Genomic DNA, 19,962 nt, shown 5'->3' with positions numbered 1-19,962 from the left:
CGGGGCCGGTATTGTGGTTAAACGGTAGTGTCTCTTACGAAAGTGAACCATGGCTGATCCTTTTCGCAACTTTCGCCGTAAATGGCACCTGATGACGGGTACGGCGATGTATTGTTTTGAGGCTGTGCACATTCATGTCCTTCAAAGCACGCAAGGGACTGCAGAAACGGCTTTTCTGAAAGAAGCGGCGTTGGCTGTAAAAGGCCTGTTCCCGGTCAAGGTTCTGCGCGAGGCGGTGTTATGCTGGCGCGCTACACCGTGACTGAAGGCACCTGGCCCTCCTACGTAGTCAACCTGGCAGACAACACCGCCCGGATGGAAAACGCCCGTGCACAACTGGATGCGCAAGGCATTCACTTCACGCGTGTTGAAGCGGTTTGGGGCGCAGACTTGACGCCTGAGCAGGTCGCGGAAGTGTATGACGAGAAAGCGAACCGGCGCCGCGGGAAGCAGGATCTCGTGGCGGGCGAGTTGGGATGTTACCTGAGCCACATCAAGGCATGGCAGGCGATCGTAGCATCTGACGCCCCCGGCGGCTTCGTTTTTGAGGATGATTTTAAGGTGAAGGGTGATTTGGCCGAGGTTCTTCGGGCTTTGAGTGCTCGGGAAGATCTAGATTGGGACGTGGTTAAACTGTTTAGTATTAACAATGATCCCGGCATGATCTCCGCGTCGCCCTTGGTAGGCGCTTTTTCGTTGGGAACACCCTACCGTGTTCCGACTACGATGCTCGGGTATGGTCTCAAAAGAGCCAGTGCTGCCGCGCTGCTTAAGCGCTGCGTCCCGTTCTTTAGACCGATTGACGAAGACCATAAATTCTTCTGGGAGCACGGCCAGCGTATCGCCCTCGTCCAGCCTAACTCCCTTGAAGTCGGAGATGAACAGGCCGTCACTGGCACCATCGGTGACGCCCGTAGAAGCCGCAGCAAGAGTGATGCGTTACGAAAGTTGAAGTACCAGCTAGACTATCAAATCCGCTTGCGTTGGCACCGTTGGGCCGGACGGACATGAGCACGTTGCGTCTTTTTAGTATTTGTCTACGCAAAGAGGGCGGCGCTGAGCGATTCTTCGTGAACTTGGCTCAAGCCTTCGATCGCCGGGGCGAAATCGAGCAGCGTTTCATCATTCGACCCGTCCGCACATGGCGCCGGCGTATTGTCGAAATTGGTCCAACTATCGAAAACAACCACCGCTTCTTGCCCTTGACGCGTTTCTGGCTTCGGGCCGCGTACCGCCGCATATTAAGGGATTGGCATCCGGACGTTTTATTTTCTTTTGAGCCCCACGCTGCGCGGTTTCAGCAAAGTATCAAAGGATCGTTGAAGGTTGAGCGTTTTGGGGACTACCCAACAACAATTGGCCATCTCGGCGATAGTGACATCATTGTCTCCAACACGCCCGCGATCACGGACCATGTAAAGGCACTGGGCTGGACGAAGCCCGCTAAGACCATCACAAATTTCGCCCGCCCTGTTAAGGCGCAGCCGATCAGTCGCGCAGAGGCTGATACGCCCGAGGGTGCATTTGTTGTCGCCGCAGCGGGCCGCTTTGTGAAGCGCAAAGGGCTCGACATGGCGATCCGAGCCGTGGCTCGTATGCCCGGCACGATCCTTTGGCTGATGGGTGATGGCGAGGAAAAGCAAGCGCTGGAAGCACTGGCGGTAAAGGAAGGCATCGCAGATCGCGTGCGGATGCTGGGTTGGGTCGATGAGCCGGTCCATCATTTCGCGGCTGCCGATGCCGTTCTTTTCCCCTCCCGTCATGAGCCATTGGGAAACGTTGTTTTAGATGCTTGGCAAGCGGGAATGCCCGTTGTTGCCGCCCGCTCAGAGGGACCGGGTTGGTTCATTCGAGACGGCGTAGATGGGATATTGACCGAAATTGATGATCTTGATGCGATGGTTGCTGGGCTGCGCTCGTTGCAGGACGATGACAGCCTGCGGCAGCGCTATGGTGCAGCAGGGCGAGAGCGTCTCACCACCTTTTTCAGTGAAGACGCGATCGTGGATGCCTATCTGGCTGCCTTTCGAGGAGAGCTTGGTCAGTGAAGGTGCTCGTTATCAACCTCGGCCCTGAAAGCGCGCGGATGTCTTTCATGGCGGGGCAAATCACCCGTTTGGGGTTGGGGTTGGTCCGGCAAGAGGCGGTGACCCCGCAAACACTGACACCCCCAAGCGATGATCCCTATTGGCAGCGATGGGAGCGGCCTCTGCGCACGACGGAGATGGCCGCCCTCGCCAGCCACCGGGCTGCTTGGGAACGGGTTTTGGCCGAAGGCGCGCCGATGTTGATCTGCGAAGACGATGCCGTCCTGCACGATGATACGCCTGATTTCCTGCACCAGATTGAAGCTCTGCCCGAGGCAGAGTTGGTCACGCTGGAAACACGGGGGCGGCGCAAGCTGATCGCCCGTGCCCCTCACATGCAGGCCCCCATGCACCGCCTATGGCAGGATCGCACCGGGGCGGCGGCTTACGTTTTGCGGCCCTCTGGCGCGCGCAAGTTGCTGGACCGGGTGGCGCAGGCGCCGGGACTGGCCGATGGTATGATTTGCGCCGCCTACGATGTGACGGCGTGGCAGGCGGTTCCGGCCCTTGCTGTGCAGCTTGATCAATGTGAGGCGCTTGGCCTGACCCCGCCCATCCAAACCGAAAGCGCCATTGACCGGGAAGCGCGGCCGAAAGCTGCCAAGTCCCTTGGACAAAAATGGCGTCGTCTAAGGGGGCAAGTGCGCATGGGGGCTCGACAAATCCGGCGCATGCCTGGCGCTCAGAGGGTTATCGTGCCCTTCGCCAAGGCATCCCCCGCCCGAAGTTAATTGCGGATTGCGTCCAGCAAAATGTGAACATTCTCGGGGTCTGCATCGGGGGTGATCCCGTGACCAAGATTGAACACATGGGGGCCGCCTTTTAGCGCATCGCGGATACGCCGCGCCTCTGATGCCAAAGCCTCTCCACCTGTGACCATGAGCTTAGGGTCCAGGTTGCCCTGCACACAGCCCGCAACCTGAAGGTTCTGTGCCGCCCATGTGGCATCGACCGAAGTATCAATCGCCAGACAATCGGCACCAACGGCATCGGCAAAGCCAATATACTTGTCGCCCGCTTCCCGAGGGAAGGCGATGACTGGCAGATCGGGGTGGCGCGATTTTAGTTCAGCAATGATCTTCTTGGCGGGGGCGAGGGCGTATTTATCAAACGCCTCTCCCTTCAGGGAACCGGCCCAACTATCGAACAGCTTCACCACCTCGGCGCCTGCTTTCACCTGCATATCGAGATATTCGATCGTCGCATCGGTAATCAGGTCGATCAGCGCATCAAACGTCGCCGGGTCGCCTTCGCGCAGCTTGTGAGCAGGGGCCTGATCCGGGGTGCCACGGCCTGCGATCATATAGGTCGCAACGGTCCAAGGGGCACCGGCAAAGCCGATCAACGTGGTTTCTTTGGGCAGTTCCTCGGCCAGGATTTTGACTGTTTCATAGACCGGGTTCAGGGTCTCGTGGATGTCGTCCTTGGTCTTCATCCCCGCCATGCCAGAGGCATCGGTGATCGTGGAAAGCCGGGGCCCTTCGCCGGTGACAAACCAAAGGTCTGCGCCAAGGGCTTGGGGGATCAACAAGATGTCCGCAAACAGGATCGAGGCGTCAAAGCCGAAACGGCGGATCGGCTGCAAGGTGACCTCTGCCGCCAGTTCTGGATTGTAGCAAAGGGACAGGAAGTCACCCGCCTGCGCCCGCGTCGCACGATACTCGGGCAGGTAGCGTCCTGCTTGCCGCATCAGCCACACCGGCGGCACGTCCATCGTTTCACCTGCCAAGGACCGGAGGAGCTTTTTCTTATCGGTCATGGCGGTTATCCTTCAGGTCATCTGGTGGGTGCGTGAATTTTCGGTATGAGTGTCACAGACCACCGCCTTGTCAACCCGAGTTGCCCCACCGCCAGAGGTCCTATGACGATCACTTTACCAACCCCCGCCGCCCCTTTGCGTATCGGCACCCGAGGCTCGCCCCTCGCGCTGGCCCAGGCCCACGAGACCCGCGCTCGTCTTATGGCTGCGTGGGACTTGCCTGAAGAGGCGTTCGAGGTCGTGGTCATCAAGACAACCGGAGACGACCGTTCGTTGATCGATGCAGACGTGGCCCTGAAAACGATTGGCGGCAAAGGACTGTTCACCAAGGAAATCGAAGAGGATATGTTGAGCGCCGCGATTGATATCGCCGTGCATTCCATGAAGGACATGCCAACAGAACAGCCCGCAGGATTGGTGCTGGATTGCTACTTGCCCCGTGAAGACGTGCGCGATGCTTTTGTGTCGCTTAACCACGAGGGTCTGGATGCTTTGCCGGGGGGCGCCATTGTAGGCTCATCCTCTTTGCGGCGAAGGGCACAATTGTTTGCACGGCGGCCAGACCTGAATGTGGTGGAGTTCCGCGGCAACGTACAGACGCGGATGAAGAAGTTGGCGGATGGGGTGGCCGATGCGACGTTCCTCGCCATGGCGGGCCTGCGCAGGTTGCGCATGGAGGAGGTGGTGAAATCCGCGATTGAGGTGGAAGATATGCTGCCCGCTGTGGCGCAAGGGGCCATCGGGATTGAGCGCCGCGCGGATGACAACCGCGCCGCAGAGATGCTGGCGGCGATCCACGACGTGCAGACAGGCCAAAGGCTGGCGGCGGAACGGGCGTTCCTGAAGGGGCTCGACGGTTCTTGTCAGACGCCGATTGCCGCCCTTGCCGAGTTGGACGGCACCACCCTGCGCTTGCGCGGTGAAATCCTGCGCCCCGACGGCTCGGAAGTGCTAACCGATGACCGCACCGCCCCCGTTGAGGACGGCGCGAAACTCGGCGCTGACATGGCCCGCGCCCTGCGCACCCGCGCCGGAGAGGGCTTCTTCGACTGGCACTAGACGCGGCGGCGACAAACCCTTGCAAGGGTTTGCCCAAAGCCTTGCAAGGCTTTGGTTGCGCCCGTTGCGAGGCAGGCGTCTCCGTGGCATTGTCCCGCAAAATGGCGGCAGAGCAGGACCCTCCGATGCAGATTGACCAAACGGGCCTTGAGGGGCTTCTTGTGATAACCCCGCCGCGCTTCGGCGACGCCCGCGGGTTTTTTGCTGAAACCTACAGCGCGGCGAAGTTGGCCGACCATGGCGTCACGACCACCTTTGTGCAGGACAACCATTCGTTGTCAGCCGATGTCGGCACCATCCGGGGGCTGCATTTTCAGGCCCCACCTCACGCGCAAGACAAGTTGGTGCGGTGTGGCAGGGGGCGTCTGTTTGACGTGGCGGTAGATATTCGCAAAGGCTCGCCCACCTATGGCAAGTGGTTCGGTATCGAACTGACGTTCGAGAACGGAAAGCAACTTCTGGTGCCCGCTGGTTTCGCCCATGGCTTCATTACCCGAGAGCCGGGGACAGAGATCATCTACAAGTGCAGCGATTTCTACGCGCCCGAAACGGAAGGGGCCGTTATCTGGAGCGATCCCGACATCGGCATTGATTGGGGATTAGAGGGCGCTCCGGTTCTGTCCGGGAAGGACGCAGTAGCCCCCGCTCTCAAAGACCTCGACAGCCCATTTACTTACGAGGTCGCCCCATGAAGATCCTTATCACCGGCGGTGCGGGTTTCATTGGCTCTGCCGTGATCCGCCTTGCCGTGGCGCGCGGCCACGAGGTGATCAACCTTGATGCGCTGACCTATGCCGCATGTTTGGAAAATGTGGCGACAGTTGCGTCTTCAAACCTCTATACCTTCGAGCACGCCGATGTATGTGACCCTGCGGCGATGGCCACAATTCTAGCGCGGCACAATCCCGATGCGATTCTGCACCTTGCTGCCGAGAGCCACGTTGACCGTTCCATTGATGGGCCGGCTGCCTTCATCCAAACCAACGTTACCGGCACCACGACCTTGCTTGATGCCGCCCGTGCCCATTGGGAGGCGCGTGGCAAGCCCGAGAGCTTCCGCTTCCATCACGTCTCCACCGATGAGGTTTACGGCACCCTTGGTGATACCGGCCTGTTCACCGAAGACACGCCCTACGCGCCTAACAGCCCCTATTCGGCTTCCAAGGCAGCATCTGACCATATGGTTCGCGCATGGCATGAAACCTATGGGCTGCCCATTCTGCTGACCAATTGTTCCAACAACTATGGCCCCTATCACTTCCCCGAAAAGCTCATCCCCGTGGTGATCCTCAAAGCTCTCGCGGGGGAGCCGATCCCGGTCTACGGAAACGGCATGAACATCCGCGATTGGCTGTACGTCGAAGATCACGCCGATGCGCTGCTGTGTGTGCTGGAGAACGGCGAGGTAGGCCGCAGCTACAACATCGGTGGCCATAATGAGCGGACAAACATCGACCTTGTGCGGGCCATTTGCGGCCTGTTGGACGCGCGTCGACCGCAAAACGCCCCCCATGCCGATTTGATCACCTTCGTCGCAGACCGCCCCGGCCACGATTTGCGCTACGCGATTGATGCCAGCCGCATTCAGGATGAACTGGGCTGGACCCCTTCCGTGACCGTCGAAGAGGGTCTTGAAAAGACCGTGGATTGGTTCTTGGCCAATGAACCGTGGTGGCGTGCGTTGCAGGAACGCGACGGTGTTGGGTCGCGTTTGGGAACGAAAGCATGACCCTGCTGGCGTTTGGGCAAACGGGGCAGGTGGCGCAAGAATTGGCTCGCCTTGGGGTGCGGACAATCGGGCGCGATGGGGCCGACCTCAGCGATCCAAATGCCTGCGCCCGCGTGATTGCAGAAAGTAACGCAACCGCCATTATCAACGCCGCCGCTTACACCGCCGTTGACCGGGCCGAGCAGGACGAGCCGTTGGCCCATACCGTCAACGCCGAAGCCCCCGCTGCTATGGCGCGGGCCTGCGCTGCCAAGGGCATTCCATTCGTCCAGATTTCCACCGACTACGTGTTCGACGGGGCCGGGAGAGATCCGTTCAAACCCTCGGACCCAGTGGCCCCGCTTGGCACGTATGGCCGCACGAAGCTGGCGGGGGAGGAAGCCGTTCTGACTTCCGGCGCGGCCCACGCGATCATGCGCACCAGTTGGGTGTTTTCTGCCCATGGCGCCAACTTTGTGAAGACGATGCTACGCCTCGGCGCAGATCGGGAGGCGCTGACGATTGTGGCGGATCAGGTTGGCGGACCGACCCCAGCCCGCGATATTGCGCAGGCCTGCGTGACCATGGCCGAGGCGCTGCAACGTGATCCGTCCAAGTCCGGCACCTACCATTTCTCGGGTGCGCCGGATGTCTCTTGGGCAGATTTCGCGCGGGCGATTTTTGCAGAGGCGGGGCTGGAGGTCGCGGTCACGGATATCCCCTCAACCGAGTATCCAACGCCAGCCACGCGACCGCTGAACTCCCGGCTCGATTGCTCGGACATAGCGGCCGTTTTCGACATCGCCCGCCCGGATTGGCGCGCGGGCCTGCGGGCGGTTCTGGCTGATCTGCGCAATTCCTGACGGTCTTCAATCAATCTTAATTATTTGGCGTCAGAAGTCTTGGACAAGGCGCGTCGTTGGCAATTTCCGGCAAACGCGCTACCCGTGAAACGGGTTCACGACATGGAGACGCTAGAATGGCGCGCAAAGGAATTATTTTAGCAGGCGGGTCTGGCACACGCCTTTACCCGGTGACGGTTGGTGTCTCCAAGCAACTGCTGCCGATCTATGACAAGCCAATGATCTATTATCCCTTATCGGTTCTCATGTTGGCCGGTATCCGGGAAATAGCCATCATTACCACTCCAGAAGATCAGGCGCAGTTCCAGCGCACACTGGGCGATGGTAGCCAATGGGGCCTGTCGCTTACTTATATCGAACAACCTAGCCCCGATGGACTTGCTCAGGCCTATTTGTTGGCCAAGGATTTCCTGAACGGTGCCCCTTCGGCGATGGTTCTGGGCGATAACATTTTCTTCGGTCACGGTCTGCCTGAGGTCTTGGCCGCCGCCGATGCCCGATCCTCAGGGGGCACTGTGTTTGGCTACCGGGTGATGGACCCGGAACGCTATGGCGTGGTGGATTTTGCTGACGATGGCAGCGTTACGTCTATTGTGGAAAAGCCCGATGTGGCGCCGTCCAATTTTGCGGTGACAGGACTGTATTTTCTGGACGGCACCGCGCCGGATCGTGCGGCCGCTGTTAAGCCTTCCGCCCGGGGAGAATTGGAAATCACCAGCCTTCTGGAAAGCTATCTTCAAGACGGGAAACTGACGGTAGAACGTATGGGCCGTGGGTATGCGTGGCTGGATACCGGCACCCACGAAAGCCTGTTGGATGCAGGCAATTTTGTGCGAACGCTGACGCAACGCCAGGGCCTGCAAGTGGGCTCGCCTGACGAAATCGCCTATGCTGCCGGGTGGATTGACGAAGACGGTTTGGCCGAGCGCGCAGCTCTGTTTGGCAAGACCCAATATGGCCGCTACCTCGCGACCACGGCGAAGGGATAGCGGCTCCGTGATCCACCGTCTCCAAACGCTCTATTTGCGCTACGCGGGGGTCCACGAAAGCCGATTGCGGGGCGTGGCCCTGGGGCCGGTTGGGCGGCGGATCGGTCAAGTCGAACAAGTCATTCGCCGCGATGACAGGGTCGAGATCACCGGTTGGGCCAACGCCCGCTCACAGCGGGTGACCTGGCCGGGGGGGGAGGTTGCGCTTACCCCTAACATCTATCGCAGCGATGTTGCCGCGCGTTTCGGCATCGCGCCGGAAACGGGGTTTGAGGGGGTGGTTCCCGCCTCGGCCAAGCCGCTGACATTGCATGTGGAACAAGATGACGGGCCCGAGTTTTCTGTCACGCTCCCCCATCCAACTGAAGCCGCGCCTGCATCGGCGCACCGCAGGCTAAAGCGAGCGTTTCTCCGTGACCTTTCCCGTGCCGGCCCCAGTATCGCCCGCTACCTGTGGAAACCCACGGCGCAGTCGAAATCCGCTGTGAAACGCGCCCTTGGGTTAGAGGTTTCGGCGCGTGGCCATCGGCTTGATCCCTCGTGGCTTCAGCCGCCCGTTCCGGTGCCCGCGGTCACGACGGGCATCACCATCATTCTACCGATCTATAACGCGCTGCCGTACCTCAAGAAGTGCCTCGCGCGGGTGGAGGCAGGCACCGATCTGTCTTGGCACCTGATTGCGGTTAATGACGGCTCAACCGATCCGGAACTCGGCCCTTGGATGGCGCAATGGGCCGCCGCGCGGGGCGACCGGGTCACGTATCTTCCGCAGGACAAGAACCTTGGCTTCATCGGCGCGGTAAACCTCGCCCTAAAGGCGGCCGAGGCGCAGGACCGCGACGGCCCTGTCGTGTTGTTAAACACGGACGCCATGGTGCCAAACGGGTGGGCCAGCCGCTTGGTCGCGCCCTTACGCGACCCCAACGTGGCTTCCGTCACCCCTCTGTCCAACGCGGCAGAGGTTTTGTCTGTGCCGGCGATGGGGCCAGGGATCGCGATCGGGGAAAACGACGTTGACGCGATCGATAGGGTCGCTGCCTCCTTGGGAGGGGAAATCTGCCCAGATGTGCCGACCGGCGTGGGCTTTTGCATGGCAATGTCGCGCCAATGGCTGGCGAAAGTGCCGCGCCTCGACCCGGCCTTCGGTCGCGGCTACGGGGAAGAGGTTGATTGGAGCCAGAAGACCAAAGCCCTAGGGGCGAGGCACCTGTGCCAACCGCGATTGTTCGTGGAGCATGTGGGCGGGCAAAGCTTTGGGTCCGACGAGAAACTGCGCCGCATCCGGGCGGCTAACGCACTGATCGCGCGGCGGTATCCGGTGTTTGACGCCAATGTGCAGCGCTTTATTGCCCAAGATACTCTGACGACGCCGCGCTTGGCCCTAGGGATTGCGCTGGCCGCTCAACGCAGCGGGCGCCTGCCGGTCTATCTGGCTCATACCCTTGGCGGCGGGGCGGAAATTGCCCTGCAAATGGAGGTTGAGAAATCGGGCGCGGCGGTCATTTTGCGCGTCGGGGGCGCGCGTGCTTGGCAGGTGGACCTATACGTGGACGGGCAAGTGACAGCCGGTCAGACCGATGATTTATCGGTCGTCGCAAAGGTCTTGTCCCCCGTGCCCGCCCTTGACCTGATCTATTCTTGCGGCGTTGGGGATCCAGACCCGATCCGCATTCCAAAGGCGCTCCTTTCCCTTCGCAGACAGGGCCGCGACGACACGATCGCCCTTCGCCTGCATGATTTTTACCCCGTCTCTCCCTCTTACACGTTGTTGGAACGGGGGGAGTTTCTGGGCACGCCCCATCGCGATAACGCTGACCCCAACCATGCTGTCACGCGCCCCGATGGATCGATGGTAACACTCGCCCAATGGCGCGATGCATGGGGCGCGTTAATTGATGCAGCGTCCGAGGTGACGGCCTTCTCCTCCTCCTCTGCCGAGCTTTTCGCGCAAGCCTATCCCGGCGCACCACTCGTAATCCGCCCTCATGAGCTGCCTACACCGGTGCGCCGGGCTCGTCCCAAGGCGGGGTCGTGCATTGGCATCCTTGGCAATATCAACCACCAGAAAGGCGCTTGGGTGCTGCGGGAAATCGCACTGAAGCACCCCGATCAGATATTTGTCGTGATCGGCAACGCTGACAGTACCATTCCCTTGCCGCGCAACGTGACCCTGCATGGCACGTATCGGCGCGAAGAGATTGCTGATCTGGCAGAGAGTTATGGCGTGTGCTGCTGGATGGTCCCCGCGATCTGGCCCGAGACTTTCTCGTTCACCACCCACGAGGCGTTGGGAACCGGGCTTCCCGTGGTCGGCTTTGCCTTGGGCGCGCAGGGAGAGGCTTTGGACAAGGCGGCCAATGGCATCACCGTCGCGCTGGAACCGAAAGAAACCTCGGTCGCGCGGCTTTTCGCGGCGCTCTGCCCAGAGGTTTCATCAATGGAGGCAGCTGAATGACGACCACGCTCCCCCCTCGGGCGTCGGACAAGATGCCTTTGTTTATCGTTGGGTCGATGCGGTCGGGCACTACTTGGCTGCGTGATATGTTGCGGCGTGTGCCGAATTTCATCTGCCCGGAGGAAACGCATTTTCTGCGGTGGTCTGATCCATTTCGGTCGCCCGGCGGCATGGGCCCTCATGTCAGCAACACTTTGCTACGCAAACACCGGGAAATGGATGGGGTCAGCGAAGAGGTGTTCGAACAACTGCTGGAACATTGCGCCACAAAGGCCAACTTGCAACGGCGCTATATCGGGGCCTTTGCCCAAGCCAAAGGCGTGGCCGAGCCGTTTCGGTGGTTCGATAAGACCCCTCAGAATATCTATGGTTTGCCCCTGATTCTGGCCGAATTCCCCCGTGCCCGCGTTGTCCATTTGGTGCGCAATCCGCTCAATGTCGTGGCCAGTTTGAAGTTGGGGCGACAGGTCTCGGTGCCCGATATAAACGGTGCGATCAATTGTTGGTCCGAGGCGGTGCTGACATGGGACGCCATGGTTCGAACTGCACCGCGTCGGATGATGGAAATCCGCTACGAGGATATGTTGGCCGACGTGCCCGGCACATTGTCGGCCCTGATGGATTTCGCCAAGATCGATTGCCCCAAGGATCTATGGCGCCCGTCCGACGCACACCGAGAAAAGAACCAATGGAAAACGGTTCTGACGCCGGAAGAGGCCGCCCTCGTGGCGCGAAGATGTGCCAAGGCGGCGGGCCGCCGTGGCTATGATTTACAGGCCCAAGTTGAGGCTGAGGTCAGCGCAGTTTAGCGCAACCGCGACTCAGTCTTAGCGTCGAAGAAATAGGCGTCGGCCACATCGAACGAGATGCCGGTTGGGGTGCCTGCTGGCGGTGCCTCTTGATCGTGGGCTTCCACCACAATCCGGGACCCATCGGGGGCAGAGACGTAGTGATAGCTCACGCCGCCCAAACGCTCGGACAGATCGACGGTATGGGTCGCACCATCAGTCAGCGTCACCTTATTGGGGCGCACGCCCACGGTCACCGGGCCGTCGCCGACCATCGAAAGCGGCGCCGCAAATTCCGCGCCGCCAAGGGCAGGCACAATAATAACGCCGCCGGTGCAATGCCCATCAAAGAAGTTCATCGCGGGGCTGCCGATAAAGCCCGCCACAAATTTGTTGTCGGGGTCGTTATAGAGATCCAGCGGCGCACCGACCTGCTCGATATAGCCTGCCCGCAGCACCACGATCTTATCGGCCAGGGTCATCGCCTCGACCTGATCGTGGGTCACATAGATCATCGTCGCGCCGATTTCCTTGTGCAGACGCGCAATCTCGACCCGCATTTCAACACGCAATTCGGCGTCGAGGTTCGACAGCGGCTCATCGAACAAGAACACCTCGGGGCCACGCACAATCGCACGGCCAATGGCAACACGCTGGCGCTGACCGCCGGACAGAGCCTTGGGTTTGCGGGCCAGATAGTCGTCCAGCTTCAGGATGCGAGAAGCCTCGTTCACCTTCTCGTCGATCTCGGCCTTGGGGTGGCCATTCATCTTCAGGCCGAAGCCCATATTTTCGGCGACGGTCATGTGGGGGTACAAAGCGTAGGTCTGGAACACCATTGCCACGCCGCGTGCAGCCGGGTCGGCGCGGGTCACGTCGCGTCCGCCGATATCAATCTGGCCTTCGGTGGTTTCCTCCAGCCCCGCGACCATGCGCAGAAGCGTGGACTTGCCACAGCCCGAGGGGCCGACGAAGACGCAGAATTCACCGTCGTCAATCGTAAGGTCGATCCCGTGGATCACCTGAGTATTGCCATAGCGTTTGATGACGTCTGTAAGTTGCAGGCCCGACATGTGCGGCGTCCTCCCTAGGGTTATTCTGCTGCATCGGGGAAGCGCCAGTCCTGGGCCTCCCCCGCAATGGATGAAACGGCCGCGTGGATGCGCGGCAGGTGGGCGTCGAGCCCGGCAAGCGACGTGCGCTCTGTCGAAGAGGTGACCGAGACGGCACCCAGCACCCGGCCCGCCCGGGTGCGAATGGGCACCGCGACGCAGATAATCCCCGGTTCATGTTCCTCGCGATCATAGGCGTGGCCGCGCTCAACAATGGCGGCCAGCTCAACGCGCAGGGCGTCGGCATCGGGGTAGGTGTGGGCGGTGAACGTGTGATAGCTTTGCTGGCGCAAGATCGGTTCCAGCTGGTCTTCGGGCAAGAAGGCGATCATCGCTTTGCCCACGCCAGTGCAATAGCAAGGCGCAACCTTACCGGCCTGAGAATACATTTGCAGCGGATCAAGGGCGTTGATCTTGTCCACATATAGGACCGAACCGCCATCGAGTTGCGCAAGATGGATCGTTTCGCCGACCTCTGCCGAAAGCGCCTCTAGGTAGGGGCGGGCGACGGGGGCGAGGGATGTGGTTTGCCAGGCGGCATGGGCCAGTCGCACAAGGCGAAGGCCCGGCGCATAGGTTTGTCGGTCCGGATCGTATGTCAGCATGGATTGCTTCGTGAGCACCTGAACCAAGCGATAAAGCGTGGCTTTGGGGTAGGGACTGTCGGCTAGAAGTTCGCCGAATCGAACGGGCCGCCCAAAGGACGCCACGGCATCCAACACGGAAAGAGCCTTGCCCACCGTACCGTCAGAGCTGTCGGCATTTTCGCTTGCCACGTCGTTCCTCCCCTTAATTTATTGGCCGGTGCCCTCAACACCGTCCAACGGATCGCCGCGATTTGCCAGAAGTCGCCGCGCTTTGCTGTTGACAAGACTAGGCAGGTTCGGACTAAGATTTCAATATAAGAAACCAAGTTTCACATAGTGGAACTAGATTTTTTGAGATCCTAGGGAGGACACCATGCGATCACTTTTCAAGACCGGCGCGGCTGCGCTGGCTGCGGCTACTATGCTTTCTGGCGTCGCTTATGCAGACGGCCACGGCGTTTCTGGCCCCCTGCGCATCTTCTCGGACATGTCGAACCCAGCACCGCGCGCGGTCATGGAAGGCATGGTCGAGCGTTTCACCGCCGAAAACCCCGACGTTGAGGTTGAGCTGGTCATCACCGACCGCGAGGCGTGGAAAACGCAGATCCGCAACGTTCTGCAATCTGGCACCGCTGATATCGTAAACTGGTACGCCGGTAACCGCATGGGCCCCTACGTTGACGCGGGTCTATTCATGGACATCTCCGACCTGTGGGAAGAGGGCGGCCTGACAGAAACGCTGGCTTCCACCCAAGGCTCCATGACGATGGACGACGGCATCTGGGGCGTGCCCTACACATACTACCAGTGGGGCGTGTACTACCGTGAAGACATCTTTGCAGAGCTTGGCCTGAGCGCCCCCACCACCTGGGAAGAAGAGCTGGCAAACTGCGAAGTGATCGTTGAATCCGGCCGCGCTTGCTACACCATCGGCACACAGTTCTTGTGGACCGCTGGCGGCTGGTTCGACTACCTCAACATGCGCACCAACGGTTATGACTTCCACATGGAGTTGACCGCTGGCGAAGTTGAGTGGACGGACCCCCGCGTTCGCGCCACGTTCGAGAACTGGGCAACCCTGATCGACATGGGCGGCTTCATTGCTGACCACCAGTCGTACAGCTGGCAGGAAGCGCTGCCCTTCATGGTTAACGGTGAAGCCACCGCATACCTGATGGGTAACTTCGCCGTTGCACCTCTGCGTGAAGCGGGCCTGACGGACGACCAGTTGGGTTTCTACCAGTTCCCGCAGATCGACCCTGCCATCGAGCCGGGCGAAGATGCACCAACGGACACATTCCACATCGCGGCCAATGCCGAGAACGTGGAAGCGGCAGAAGCCTTCCTTCTGTTCGTGGCATCGGCTGAAAACCAGACGCTGATTAACAACGGCGACAACCTGGGTCAGTTGCCTGTGAACTCCGGTTCCGCAGTGGATGACGACGAGTTCCTGAACGCGGGCTTCGACATGCTGTCGAACAACGCGGGCGGTGGCATCGCGCAGTTCTTTGACCGCGACGCCCCTGCTGAAATGGCGCAGGTCGCCATGCAGGGCTTCCAGCAGTTCATGGTTGATCCTTCCACGCTTGATCAGGTTCTGATGATCCTGGAGCAGGCGCGCGGCCGGATCTACTAAGCTACAATGCTACGGGCGGCGGGCCAGTGCCTGCCGCCCGTTCGCATCCAAGATCAGACGGCGGGATCGTTCCTGCCCCAAGGCCCGGATTTGACCGAGCCACGACTTTCAAACGCTTCGCGGGGGACCGGACCCATGGCATCTGTCACGACTGATACGCCTATGCACTCATCGCCAGCCCCACGCCGCAAGATCAGCCAGCAGGCCATCGCGCCGTGGCTTTTCCTTTTGCCCGCGTTCCTTTTCTTCGCGACCTATGTGCTCTACCCGATCATCCAGTCGTTCTACATCTCGCTGTATGAATGGAATGGTCTGTACTCGCCTCAATACCGGGGCATCGACGGCTTTACCGATCAACAATGCCTGGACCTTGGCAACCGCGCAGGGCGCGAGCCGGGGTGTGAACTGACGGGCGACACGGTTTGGAATGCCGAATATGTCGGCATGGAAAACTACCGCAACCTTTACACGGATCCGTTCTTCTGGACCTCGCTCAAGAACAACGTGATCTGGCTGCTGCTTTACTTCTTGGCGATCCCCGCGGGCCTGATGATTTCGCTGTTCCTCAACCAGAAGGTTGTGGGGATGCGTCTGTACAAATCGTTGTTTTTCTTTCCTTTCGTGCTGTCTCAGGTCGTTGTCGGTTTGGTATTTTCTTGGTTCATGTTGCCGGGCGCGGATGAGGGCCTTTTGAACGTGATCCTTGGGTGGTTCGGCGCGGGTCCGGTGAATATCCTCGGCAATAACTCGACTGCCACATACGGCATTATCGCCGCGGGCCTTTGGCCCCAGACGGCCTATTGCATGATCCTGTACCTGACGGGCCTGAATGCCGTGGACCCAGAGCAGATCGAGGCCGCGCGCCTTGACGGTGCCAAGGGCCCCAAGATGCTGTGGTACGTGGTTCTGCCCCAACTATGGCCCGCGACATTCATCGCGATCGTCGTGACGGTTATCGGCGCTCTGCGGTCTTTCGATCTTATCACCATCATGACCAACGGCGGACCGGGGTTCTACAACACCTCTGTTCTGGCGTTCTACATGTACGACGTGGCGCTTTCCGAATTCGGGTTCCGCATGGGCTACGGCTCGGCCATCGCGGTGATCCTGTTCCTTATCATGATGGTCTATATTGCCGGCTTCCTGTGGAAGATGTGGCGGGACGAGAAGGTATAAGCCGATGTTTCCACGTCCTATCGAACAATCGTCCCCCGCGTTGCGCATCGGTTATCAATTGCTGTTGCCGTTCATGCTGCTGGTCTGGCTGATCCCATTGTTGGCGGTCATGTTCTTCTCGATCAAGGCCGGCGAGGATTTTACCCAAGGCAACTATTGGGGCATCGGAGAGGGCGGCCTGCAAGGCTTTGCCAACTACTGGATGGTGTTCGCGGAATCCGACATGCCACGGTATCTGTGGAACTCGGTCGTCATCACGGTGCCCACGATGTTTGGCGCAGTAGCGCTGTCGTGCATGACAGGCTTTGCGTTGGGCGTTTACCGCTTCAAGGGCAACCTGTTGATCTTCTTCATGTTCGTGGCGGGCAACTTCGTGCCGTTCCAGATCCTCATGGTGCCGGTGCGGGACCTGACAGACCAGATGGGCCTTTACGACACCCGCATGGGTCTGATCCTGTTCCACATCGCGTTTCAGACAGGCTTCTGTACGCTGTTCATGCGCAACTTCATCCGAGCGCTGCCGCGCGAATTGATCGAGGCGGCACGGGTCGAGGGCGTCAGCGAATACCGCATCTTCTGGTACGTTGTGCTGCCCCTCATGCGACCCGCCATCGCCGCGCTTTGCGTGTTGATTTTCACCTTCATCTGGAACGATTTCTTCTGGGCCGTGGTCCTGACCCAAAGCCCCGAAAGCCAGCCCGTGACCGCTGGCATCACCGCCTTCAACGCGCAATTCCGCGCCATGTACCACCTGATGAGCGCGGGCAGCATTGTGGCCGCAATTCCCCCTGTGGCGATGTTCTTCTTGATGCAGAAGCATTTCATCGCGGGGCTAACACTGGGCGCTGTGAAGTAATGGACGGCACGACACAAAAAACCGAGGCCGCCGTGCGCACATGGCGGCTCGATGATGATGGCCGCCAGACAATGGTGCTGGCCGCCACGGGCGACCGCCTGCCGCAGGTCGTCTATTGGGGCGCGCCCTTGCCGATGGTCGAGGATCTGTCGGTCCTGCACGCGGCCCATGCCCCAGACATTACCGGGGGCATGTTGGACGAGAACCCTGATCTGTCCCTTTGTCCCGAGGCCGTGCGCACCTTTCCCGGTCAGCCGGGCCTGATCCTGCGCGACGGTGACGGCACGCCTTTGCTGCCCAAGTTCTGCTACAGCTGCGAGGAGCGAAGCGAGGAGGGGCTGGAGCTGCGCTACGTGGATCAGGCCAACGGCCTGACCTTGTCGTTCCTCTTCGCCAGTGATCCTTCGACCCGGATCATCACCGCAAAAACTAAGCTCGACGCGACGCGGCCCGTGCATCTGCATTGGCTTGCCGCGCCGGTGTTGCCTGCGCCGCAGCAATCGGACGAGATGATTGATTTCTCGGGCCGCTGGTGCGGTGAATTCCAACCCAACCGCACCGCGTGGTCCCCCGGTATGCGCTATCGTGAAAACCGCACAGGTCGCACCGGGCACGAGCATTTTCCCGGCCTTCTGGTGCCCGTGAAGGGCTGTACGAATACCCAGGGCGAGGCTTACGGCTTTCACTACGGCTGGTCCGGCGGCCATAAGATGATCGCCGAGGAACTGCCGGACGGGCGGCGGCAAATCCAGTTCGGCCATTCCGCCCGGATGGAGACTCAGGCCGCCAAATCGTTCGAGTCGGCGACCCTCTACATCACCTATTCGCAAACCGGACTGAATGGATGCGCGGTCAGCTTCCAACGCCACCTGCGCGACCGGATAGTGACTTGGCCCGACCCCGACCGCCCGCGCCCGGTGCACTACAATTGTTGGGAAGCGGTCTATTTTGACCACTCCCTGCCGGTTCTATCCGACATCGCCAACCGCGCCGCCGATCTGGGGGCCGAACGTTTTGTGCTGGATGACGGCTGGTTCGGCCAACGCGACGACGACACCCGGTCCCTTTCCGATTGGGAGGTCGACGCACGCAAATACCCCGATGGCCTCGGACCGCTGATCGACCACGTTCATTCCCTTGGGATGACCTTCGGCATCTGGTTCGAGCCCGAGATGATTAACCCCGATAGCGACATCCACCGTGCCAACCCCCATTGGGCTTTGGGCGGAGAGGATCAGACCTTGGGGCGCCAGCAAAAGGCGCTCAACATGGCGCTGCCGGAAGTGCGGGACTTCATCTATGACCGCATGGCCGCGATCTTGGCGGCGCATCCCATCGACTATGTGAAGTGGGACCACAACCGCGTGCTCCCCATGCCCGACGCGGACCAGACGCGAGGCTCCTACGCCTTGATCGACCGCCTCCGCGCCGCGTTCCCCCATGTAGAGATCGAATCCTGCGCCTCGGGCGGCGGGCGGATTGACTTTGGGATCATGAAGCGCACCCAAAGGGTGTGGCTGTCCGACAGCAACGACGCGCTGGAGCGGCTGCGAATCCAACATGATGCGGCGCTGTTTTTGCCCGTTGCCGTGACCGGATCTCATGTGGGCCCGCGCCGGTGCCATACGTCGGGACGCGTGTTTGATATCTCGTTCCGGGCGTGGGTAGCCGCGCAACGTCACATGGGGTTTGAGATGGACCCCCGAGAGTTGGACGACCACGAAGCAGCCGTTCTGCGCGAGGTAACCGCGTGGTGGAAACACAACCGTCACTGGATGTTGCAGGCCGATATTCTGCGCCTCGACAGCGCCGACAAGGCCGTGATCGCCGAGCAGCAAATGACCCGTGAGGGAGAGCGTTTCGTGGTTTTCGCCGGCAAGGCGGCCACCTCCGATCAGATCACCCCGCGCCCCCTTCGCCTGACGGCGTTGGATGAAAATGCACGCTACAAGGTCACGCTCATGAACCGCGGCACCGCTCCTGCGCTTAGCCGCGGGATGCCCGCCCTAAAAGAGGGGCCGATCGAGGTCTCGGGCGCGTGGCTTATGCATCAGGGCCTGACCTTGCCATGGAACTACCCCGACACAATGTGGGTGCTGGAGGGCGAACGCCTATGAATGATCTTGCGACATACCCCGATCTCAACGGTGCATCCGTGTTCATCACCGGCGGCGGTTCTGGCATTGGCGCCAGCCTGACCGAGGGCTTCTTGCGCCAAGGGGCCAAAGTCACCTTCGTGCAACGCACCGATGCCACGCCCTTCGCCGATGAGATGGAAGCCAAAACAGGTAGCCGCCCCCTCGCGCTGATCTGCGACATCACAGATACTGACCGTCTCAAGGATTGTATTGCCGAGGCGTCAGATACCCACGGGCCGGTCACCGTACTGGTGAATAATGCCGCCAACGATCAACGCCACTCGACGTTGGAGGTGGACGAGGCGTTTTGGGATTGGTCCCAATCCATCAACCTCAAGGCCTATTTCTTCGGCTGCCAATCGGTGATTGAAGGTATGCAAAAAGCGGGTGGCGGTTCGATCATCAACATGTCGTCGATCAGCTACATGATGGGCAACGCAGGCTACCCCGCCTACACCACCGCGAACGGTGGGATCACCGCCATGACCCGCTCGCTCGCACGGGAATTCGGGCCGGACGCCATTCGCGTGAATGCGCTGGCACCGGGGTGGGTTTTGACAGACAAGCAGCTGGAACTTTGGGCCTCGCCAGAAGATCTGGACGCCCATATGCAAAAGATGTGCCTGAAGGAACATCTGAAGCCGGAAGATATCGTCGGCGGCACGCTGTTTTTGGCCTCCAAGGTGTCCAAAGCGATGACGGGGCAAACGATGGTAATTGACGGCGGCGTGGTGACGACAGGATGACCC

The 19,962-nt window shown here is 60.3% G+C and carries 19 protein-coding genes; 16 read left to right on the top strand and 3 right to left on the bottom strand.

Features of this window, described 5'->3' with window-relative positions:
* Positions 1-49: 49 nt before the first annotated feature.
* The 4 genes from K3728_16995 to K3728_16980 are packed head-to-tail and all read left to right on the top strand — an operon-like array spanning position 50 to position 2,818.
* Positions 50-262: a hypothetical protein gene (locus tag K3728_16995; GenBank protein ID UWQ95353.1), complete on the top strand. Its 213-nt coding sequence runs from the start codon at positions 50-52 to the stop codon at positions 260-262.
* The gene (locus tag K3728_16990; protein ID UWQ95352.1) at positions 241-1,011 is read left to right on the top strand and encodes a glycosyltransferase family 25 protein; all 771 of its coding nucleotides are present in this window, start codon (positions 241-243) and stop codon (positions 1,009-1,011) included. Before K3728_16995 ends, K3728_16990 begins: the two co-directional genes overlap by 22 nt.
* Positions 984-2,048 (top strand): glycosyltransferase, encoded by a 1,065-nt coding sequence (locus tag K3728_16985; GenBank protein ID UWQ95351.1) that lies wholly within the window; start codon positions 984-986, stop codon positions 2,046-2,048. Before K3728_16990 ends, K3728_16985 begins: the two co-directional genes overlap by 28 nt.
* Positions 2,045-2,818 carry a glycosyltransferase family 25 protein gene (locus K3728_16980; GenBank protein UWQ95350.1) on the top strand — a complete coding sequence of 258 codons (774 nt, stop codon included), beginning with the start codon at positions 2,045-2,047 and terminating at the stop codon, positions 2,816-2,818. Before K3728_16985 ends, K3728_16980 begins: the two co-directional genes overlap by 4 nt.
* On the opposite strand, the gene hemE is transcribed toward K3728_16980, so the two are convergent.
* Entirely contained in the window at positions 2,815-3,846 is a 1,032-nt protein-coding gene (gene hemE / locus K3728_16975; protein UWQ95349.1) for a uroporphyrinogen decarboxylase, read from the bottom strand. The two genes, K3728_16980 and hemE, sit on opposite strands and share 4 nt — an antisense overlap.
* A 102-nt stretch (positions 3,847-3,948) precedes the next feature.
* Here hemE and hemC point away from each other — a divergent pair, with 102 nt between their 5' ends.
* From hemC to K3728_16940, 7 genes are all read left to right on the top strand, one after another.
* Positions 3,949-4,905, top strand: a complete 957-nt coding sequence (hemC, locus tag K3728_16970; GenBank protein UWQ95348.1) for a hydroxymethylbilane synthase — start codon at positions 3,949-3,951, stop codon at positions 4,903-4,905.
* A gap of 125 nt (positions 4,906-5,030) precedes the next feature.
* Complete coding sequence (rfbC, locus tag K3728_16965; protein UWQ97603.1) at positions 5,031-5,597, top strand: dTDP-4-dehydrorhamnose 3,5-epimerase; 567 nt, start codon at positions 5,031-5,033, stop codon at positions 5,595-5,597.
* A complete protein-coding gene (rfbB, locus tag K3728_16960; protein UWQ95347.1) occupies positions 5,594-6,634 on the top strand; it encodes a dTDP-glucose 4,6-dehydratase in 1,041 nt (346 codons plus the stop codon). The genes rfbC and rfbB overlap by 4 nt, the downstream gene beginning before the upstream one ends.
* Positions 6,631-7,476, top strand: a complete 846-nt coding sequence (gene rfbD / locus K3728_16955; protein ID UWQ95346.1) for a dTDP-4-dehydrorhamnose reductase — start codon at positions 6,631-6,633, stop codon at positions 7,474-7,476. The genes rfbB and rfbD overlap by 4 nt, the downstream gene beginning before the upstream one ends.
* 116 nt (positions 7,477-7,592) lie before the next feature.
* Positions 7,593-8,465 carry a glucose-1-phosphate thymidylyltransferase RfbA gene (gene rfbA / locus K3728_16950; protein ID UWQ95345.1) on the top strand — a complete coding sequence of 291 codons (873 nt, stop codon included), beginning with the start codon at positions 7,593-7,595 and terminating at the stop codon, positions 8,463-8,465.
* A 7-nt stretch (positions 8,466-8,472) separates the two neighbouring features.
* Positions 8,473-10,920 (top strand): glycosyltransferase, encoded by a 2,448-nt coding sequence (locus tag K3728_16945; GenBank protein UWQ95344.1) that lies wholly within the window; start codon positions 8,473-8,475, stop codon positions 10,918-10,920.
* Positions 10,917-11,729 (top strand): sulfotransferase, encoded by an 813-nt coding sequence (locus K3728_16940; GenBank protein UWQ95343.1) that lies wholly within the window; start codon positions 10,917-10,919, stop codon positions 11,727-11,729. Before K3728_16945 ends, K3728_16940 begins: the two co-directional genes overlap by 4 nt.
* Here K3728_16940 and ugpC read toward each other — a convergent pair.
* A complete protein-coding gene (ugpC, locus tag K3728_16935; GenBank protein UWQ95342.1) occupies positions 11,726-12,781 on the bottom strand; it encodes a sn-glycerol-3-phosphate ABC transporter ATP-binding protein UgpC in 1,056 nt (351 codons plus the stop codon). The two genes, K3728_16940 and ugpC, sit on opposite strands and share 4 nt — an antisense overlap.
* Before the next feature lie 20 nt (positions 12,782-12,801).
* A complete protein-coding gene (locus K3728_16930) occupies positions 12,802-13,596 on the bottom strand; it encodes an IclR family transcriptional regulator (protein UWQ95341.1) in 795 nt (264 codons plus the stop codon).
* Between the two features lie 184 nt (positions 13,597-13,780).
* Between K3728_16930 and K3728_16925 the strand changes: the two genes are divergently transcribed.
* The 5 genes from K3728_16925 to K3728_16905 all read left to right on the top strand — a co-directional run bounded on the left by K3728_16925 (position 13,781) and on the right by K3728_16905 (position 19,959).
* The gene (locus K3728_16925; GenBank protein UWQ95340.1) at positions 13,781-15,043 is read left to right on the top strand and encodes an ABC transporter substrate-binding protein; all 1,263 of its coding nucleotides are present in this window, start codon (positions 13,781-13,783) and stop codon (positions 15,041-15,043) included.
* 135 nt (positions 15,044-15,178) lie between these two features.
* On the top strand, positions 15,179-16,219 hold the full coding sequence (locus K3728_16920) for a sugar ABC transporter permease (protein UWQ95339.1): 1,041 nt from the start codon (positions 15,179-15,181) through the stop codon (positions 16,217-16,219).
* Positions 16,220-16,223: 4 nt separating this feature from the next.
* Positions 16,224-17,075 carry a carbohydrate ABC transporter permease gene (locus K3728_16915; GenBank protein ID UWQ95338.1) on the top strand — a complete coding sequence of 284 codons (852 nt, stop codon included), beginning with the start codon at positions 16,224-16,226 and terminating at the stop codon, positions 17,073-17,075.
* Positions 17,075-19,192, top strand: coding sequence for an alpha-galactosidase (locus tag K3728_16910; GenBank protein ID UWQ95337.1), 2,118 nt, complete (start codon positions 17,075-17,077; stop codon positions 19,190-19,192). Before K3728_16915 ends, K3728_16910 begins: the two co-directional genes overlap by 1 nt.
* Complete coding sequence (locus K3728_16905) at positions 19,189-19,959, top strand: SDR family oxidoreductase (protein UWQ95336.1); 771 nt, start codon at positions 19,189-19,191, stop codon at positions 19,957-19,959. The genes K3728_16910 and K3728_16905 overlap by 4 nt, the downstream gene beginning before the upstream one ends.
* Positions 19,960-19,962: the final 3 nt, after the last annotated feature.

The organism is Rhodobacteraceae bacterium M385, assembly GCA_025141835.1.
GTDB lineage: Bacteria > Pseudomonadota > Alphaproteobacteria > Rhodobacterales > Rhodobacteraceae > Gymnodinialimonas.
The sequence above is the reverse complement of the archived record's forward strand: the minus strand, read 5'-3'. Positions and strand labels throughout refer to the sequence as shown.